The organism is Thermosulfurimonas dismutans (assembly GCF_001652585.1).
In the GTDB taxonomy this organism is placed as follows: Bacteria; Desulfobacterota; Thermodesulfobacteria; order Thermodesulfobacteriales; family Thermodesulfobacteriaceae; genus Thermosulfurimonas; species Thermosulfurimonas dismutans.
In genome coordinates this window covers 1-906 of sequence record NZ_LWLG01000041.1, presented here as the reverse complement: position 1 = coordinate 906, position 906 = coordinate 1, and the positions used below count along the sequence as shown (strand labels likewise).

At 54.3% G+C, this 906-nt stretch carries 1 protein-coding gene; it reads left to right on the top strand.

Features of this window, described 5'->3' with window-relative positions; genetic code table 11:
- Nucleotides 1–28: 28 nt before the first annotated feature.
- Nucleotides 29–906 (top strand): carbohydrate porin (locus tag TDIS_RS10610; protein WP_161939528.1); only part of this gene is annotated, 878 nt, incomplete at its 3' end.

The following is a 906-nucleotide window of genomic DNA, read 5'->3' as shown; positions in this document are numbered from 1 at the left end:
GGTGGAGACCGAGGATGGGGATGTGCGGGTGAGTGAGGCCTGGTACGAGAGGGATTGGGTCCTTGGTGGAGGGAAGTTTAGGCTTCGATTTGGGAAGATAGACGTAACCACGGAGGTGGATCAGAACGAGTATGCCAACGACGAAAACGGGCAGTTTATGAGTCCGGTTTTTGTGAACAATCCGGCGGTGGAGTGGGCCTCCTACAGTTTTGGGGTGGTGGCCAGTTACGAGGCCGAGAGGTGGAGTTTTACGCTGGGCTACGAGGACGCGGACTCTGGCTGGGAAGACCTTTTCGATTATCCCTTTCTGGTGGGGCAGCTTGCGGTGAGCAGCAATTTTCTGGGGCATTCCGGGAACTATCGTTTCTACGTATGGTATCAGGGGGAGAAACACCTGAAGTGGGATGATCTTGAGGACTATTTTGCCCAAAAGATCGAGCCGGAAAACGAAGATCCGGCGTGGGGTTTCGGGGTTTCGTTTGACCAGGAGGTAGCGGAGGGGATAGGTTTATTTTTCCGTTACGGATACAGGGGAGAGGATCTGGTGGGTTATGCGAACTACGATGAGAGTGGCGCTTTTGATCCTGAGGCTACGGATTTTTCTTATGGATTCGAACACGCCTTTACCGGAGGTGTGTCTCTTTCCGGGAGGTTTTGGGGGCGTGCGGAGGATGAGTTGGGTATAGGTCTGGCCATGTTTCTGCTGGCTGACGATTATGAGGACTACTGGGAGAAGGAAGGGGTTTACGCTGGTCGTGAGGGGGTGAGGATCGACACGGACACCGAGTACCATATTGAGGTGTTCTATCGATACCAGGTTAACGAGCATCTGGCCCTTACGCCGGACTTCCAGTACACCTGGAACCCGGCCGGGCTAGATGACCACGGCTTTTGGGTCTTCAGCCT